Source organism: Flavivirga aquimarina (assembly GCF_030540835.1).
Lineage (GTDB): Bacteria > Bacteroidota > Bacteroidia > Flavobacteriales > Flavobacteriaceae > Flavivirga > Flavivirga aquimarina.
In genome coordinates, this window is sequence record NZ_JAUOEK010000015.1 from 1 (window position 1) to 4,907 (window position 4,907).

The following is a 4,907-nucleotide window of genomic DNA, read 5'->3' on the forward strand; positions in this document are numbered from 1 at the left end:
CGGGAAAGTTATTAAATCAAAAGGCGATTTCTCTTTTGCTCCTATAATGGACGTTCCTTTAAATCGTTCAGGTCAAGATATAGAACTGACTATTATGCCATCACCTGATGCAATAGGTCCACATAATATAGCAAATATTGATGGGAATAATCACACAATTGTTTTTCACCGTACAGAAGGGCCACTAGATAGTGATGAAGAGCGTGCTATTGTAATATCAGGTAATAATTCAACTATTGTAAACGAAACCGAATATAATATTGTTCTAGAATCTTCAGCAAATGGCAATACAATAATAAGCTGCGGTGGCGGTGAAGTTATGGATAATGGATCTCTTAATGCAGTTGTTGAAAATGAAGACTGTGCAGTTCCAGTTAATATGGCAGTTAAGTATGGGGTAGCAACACAATCTACAGATAGACTAAATGCAAGTGATGGTTTTGCGTCATTAGCCATTGATGGGAATATCAATGGAGCTTGGAGTGGGAGGTCTGTAACTCATACTGTAGCTGACGCCACTCTAGATCCAGAACCATGGTGGCAAGTAGATTTAAGTAATAATTACAAAATAGAAACGATTAAAATATATAATAGAACAGATAATTGTTGTTCAGATAGACTTAACAACTTTACTGTAGAAGTTATTGATACAAATGACACTGTAACTTTTAGTCAATTTTATGCAACAGTACCTAGTAATGCTTTTACTGTTACAACAGGTGGGGTTGTGGGTAATATTGTAAGAATATCAAAAACATCTGCAGATGCATTATCGTTAGCCGAAGTAGAAGTTTATGGCGTAGATTCAGTAGTGACGTTATCAAACAATAAGTTTGAACTTAATAATACGGTTAAACTATACCCAAATCCAGCCAATGATATACTTAATATTACAAATGCACAAGGGCTAAAAGTGTCAATTTATAGTATTTTAGGTGAACAGGTTTTAACAACAAAGTTAGAGCAAGCCAATGCAAATGCAACGATAGATATTAGTAGTTTAAAAACAGGTGTCTATTTTGTGAAAACAGCTAACGCTAATAGAGCTATAACCAAGAAAATAATTAAGAGATTTGTATATCCGTAAATAGGAGTGAAAAATCAAAAGAGAAAACAACAAAAGAAACTTTAAAATGGGTGCATATAGCAATAAGTAATGCAAAACGAAATTTTATAGGAACCTATCATAAAATCAATATCTACAACTTTACCTCAATGAGTTTGTATACAAACTAAATCGAAGATATTTTGCAGAACGAATCTTTGATAGACTTGTTATTGCTCAATACTTCGTCAATGAAAATTTTTATCTTGAAGGTGACCCACAATTTGGATACATAATAACCCGAAAAGAAAAAATAATTAAAGACCTATTTAAAGAATTTATAGGAACAGATACAGAGCCTGTGGGTTTTGAACAACATGTTGTGGTAAAATCAACTTCCGACCTTGACAGTAGGCATCAAATTGTCCGTGGGGCCATTACCGAAGTAACCTATACCGCACAAACGACAGTAGATGATAAGCACAAACTATTTATAGATTATAAACTCACCAATGAAAATGACAAAAAAGCTATGGGGGTGATGCTCAGAAGAGCAAAGAGTATTTTGAGAACCAACACTTTTACAGCTCTTTACGACAAAGGATACCATACCGGCAGTGAGTTTTACATAGCAAATCGCTTGGGCATAAAAATATTGGTAGCCATACCAAGTATAGGCCGTAGTAGCCAAGCTCCCGATCCCAAATATAATGCAGAGCATTTTTTATATAACAAAAAAGAGGACTCTTATATATGTCCTGAACAGCACAAACTAACATCTAACGGGAATTGGTACAAGGCAAGGAACTATAGCTTTAAACAATATAAAACAAAGGCCTGTAAAACGTGTTCTGTAAAAACAATATGCACGAGATCTAAGGTTAATGGAAAGATAGTTCAACGTAGTGAGTACAAACCATATATCGAAATTAATAAACTCAATGTCTCCAATAGCCAAAACCTTTATAAAAAACGACAGGCTATTGTAGAACATCCTTTCGGAACCATAAAGCGTCAGTGGGGTTTTGATCATATTCTTACAAAAAAAGGGATAGCATCTGCCAGTGCTGATTTTGGTTTGGTGTCTTTAGTTTACAACCTTAAAAGAATGTTTAATCTAGGTTGGAGACCTCAAATAATGCCATTAAATATGATAATAAAACAATTTAGAGCCCATTACAGTTATATGAGTGCTATTTTCTCTATAAACCTTAATATAAAAGCATTATTTAATAATTTGTTAATGCCTCTTTAAACAAAATTGTATATTTATTAAAACAATAATAAAGGGCTGTTTTGAGACAGACTGCCGTTGACAGTAATTAAAAAAAATGGAATGAAAATTTGTATTGCTCAAACAGAACCAATCAAAGGAGATATTCAAAAGAATATAGAGAATCATAAAAAGTTGATTAACCTGTCTATTAAAAACGATGCTGATATTATCGTATTTCCAGAATTATCTTTGACAGGTTACGAACCTGAATTAGCAAAAGAATTAGCTACTAACAAAGAAGATAAAAGAATTGAAGAACTCCAACAAATTAGTGATTTTAATAATATTATAATTGGAGTTGGACTGCCGACTAAAAATGAACAAGGTATTTGTATTAGTATGATAATCATACAACCGAATAAATCCAGAATGACTTATTCGAAACAATATTTACATCCAGGTGAAGAAAATCATTTTATTCCTGGAAAAAACTTAAGTCCTATAACATTTAAAAATAATAAAATTGCATTTGCAATCTGCTATGAAACTTCTATTCCTCAGCATTCGGAAATAGCATTTAAAAATGGTGCTAATGTATATATTGCGAGTGTCTTGAACTCAATAAATGGTGTAGACAAGGATATTAATAGGATTTCTGAGATTTCAAAAAAATATGAGATGATATCAGTTATGTCAAATTTTGTTGGAAAATCTGGGAATTATGATTGCGCAGGAAAAAGCTCTATTTGGAATAATAATGGACTTTTAATTGGACAATTGGATAGTATAAATGAGGGAATTCTTATTGTTGATAATGAGACAACCGAAATAATTAAGATTCAACTATAAAAACTACTGCCAACAATGGTAATCGTTGCACAAGGCACTAAAAATTAGATTTCAATCCTAAAACTTCGAAAAAGGCTTTAGAAGATGCTTTGAAGTATTTAAAAACCGATTGGAAATAAAACGATATGATAACCATTGGTAATCGTTGCACAAGACACTAAAAAACACGGACAATAACTCAAAAGCTTCTTTTTAAACTTTATTTATTAGGTTTTTGTTTAAAATTCGGAAAATGAAGGTGTTATAATTACTGGGTCTCAATTAAAGTGATAGCATTACAATATGTTGTAGTAAATCCCCATAAAACCCCTAAAGAAATTGTTATATTGGAGTGGGTATTATAGATATATAGTCAATATTAACTATATATTTTTGTTAGCGGTAATATGAGGAGCGACTTTACTAATTCAAATGACCATTTCACTCAATATGAATTTTCTTTAAAGGGAACTAGGTGTAGTTTTGAGAAAATTTGAATATCTAAGTAATGAAAAAAATAATACTATTCTTTCTGACAATCATCTGTTTTACACAAAACTCTTTTGCTCATCAAGATTTTTGGATGATTAAAGACTATGGAAATGTCAAAGTGCGAATTAAAACGGGATTTCAATACGAAGAAATTAATACGGCATTCATATATGGACAATTAGCACAGAAATTGGCATCTGAATTAGGTTATAAAAAACAAATTTTTCTTGATTTTAATCACCATTACACTGGAGATTGTGAGCCAGATTATTTTATTTCATTCGATAAAGGTGCTATAAAATATACTTGGAGCGGAGCAACCAATCAAAAACCTATTTTTGATAAAAATACAATTGTAATCAGACAAGTTGCAAATATGTTTGACGCCGAAACAACATTAAAACTTACGGAATATGCAATCCAAAACTTGTCTGAAATTAAATCCAATCAGAAATACATTGAATACAATGAAAACTATTGCCAATGGAGAATCAAAACAATAGATTCGACAAAAATTAAAAATATTCTTGAGAGTATTAATAGTAACTACTTGAACTCTGTAATGTCTTCCAAAATAGAAAGACCAGATGCGGAATTCAAATTTGGATACACATACTACTGGCAAAATGACAAATACATAGTTTTTGAACGAGATGTTTATGGTAAGGAAACTACCGTAAAAGAATTTGATAAAATATATGATTTTAAACGTGTTGGGAATTGTATTTTTATTTTCACTTCAGTATCTGACTTTCTTACATTAAAAAAAACTTATGGGAGAAGACCTGAAATAATATCTAAAAAATGGACTATTGAAAATGCTGAATTAAATTATCGTCCATACAAACTTGAATATATTGGTGGATATAAATATTCTATCTATTTCTCTTATAATTCCAATGAAGAAGGTTGGCAACCAAAACAAAGGAATTTGATTTATGATGAATCAAAAGATGAATTAATAAAATTGTAAGAAATACTACCGCTAACAACGTATATAGCTCATAGCTAATCAGTTGCTTAAACGAAGTTAAGGCATATTTGGAAAGTCGCCAAATTTTTAAATTTGACGATTTCCAATAAAAAAGATAAATAGTAAAATTTAAAAATCTGGCTTGTGCTCAACCGAAAATTATTTTATAATTTACACGCTACGAGCCATATACAAAACCGTTGTATAGCATTATGACTCGTCCTGAATAAAGGCTACATAATTTAACACAATTATGTACAAAAATGACAAAGTAATTAGACGTTACAGCGAACCTTTCAAATTAAAAATTTTAGACGAACTTAGCATTGGAAAACATACAAAGAGTGAACTTT

The 4,907-nt window shown here is 31.2% G+C and carries 3 protein-coding genes and 2 pseudogenes; all 5 read left to right on the forward strand.

Annotated elements, in window-relative coordinates; translation table 11 throughout:
- On the forward strand, window positions 1-1,087 hold a 1,087-nt coding region (locus Q4Q35_RS00345; RefSeq protein WP_437439732.1), incomplete at its 5' end, for a T9SS type A sorting domain-containing protein.
- Between the two features lie 5 nt (window positions 1,088-1,092).
- Window positions 1,093-1,283, forward strand: a pseudogene (locus Q4Q35_RS00350) (transposase); the annotation flags it as partial.
- Between the two features lie 153 nt (window positions 1,284-1,436).
- Window positions 1,437-2,300 (forward strand): annotated as a pseudogene (locus tag Q4Q35_RS00355) (transposase); the annotation flags it as partial.
- Window positions 2,301-2,381: 81 nt separating this feature from the next.
- Complete coding sequence (locus Q4Q35_RS00360; protein ID WP_303275929.1) at window positions 2,382-3,110, forward strand: carbon-nitrogen hydrolase family protein; 729 nt, start codon at window positions 2,382-2,384, stop codon at window positions 3,108-3,110.
- 487 nt (window positions 3,111-3,597) lie between these two features.
- Window positions 3,598-4,554: a hypothetical protein gene (locus Q4Q35_RS00365; RefSeq protein WP_303275930.1), complete on the forward strand. Its 957-nt coding sequence runs from the start codon at window positions 3,598-3,600 to the stop codon at window positions 4,552-4,554.
- Window positions 4,555-4,907: the final 353 nt, after the last annotated feature.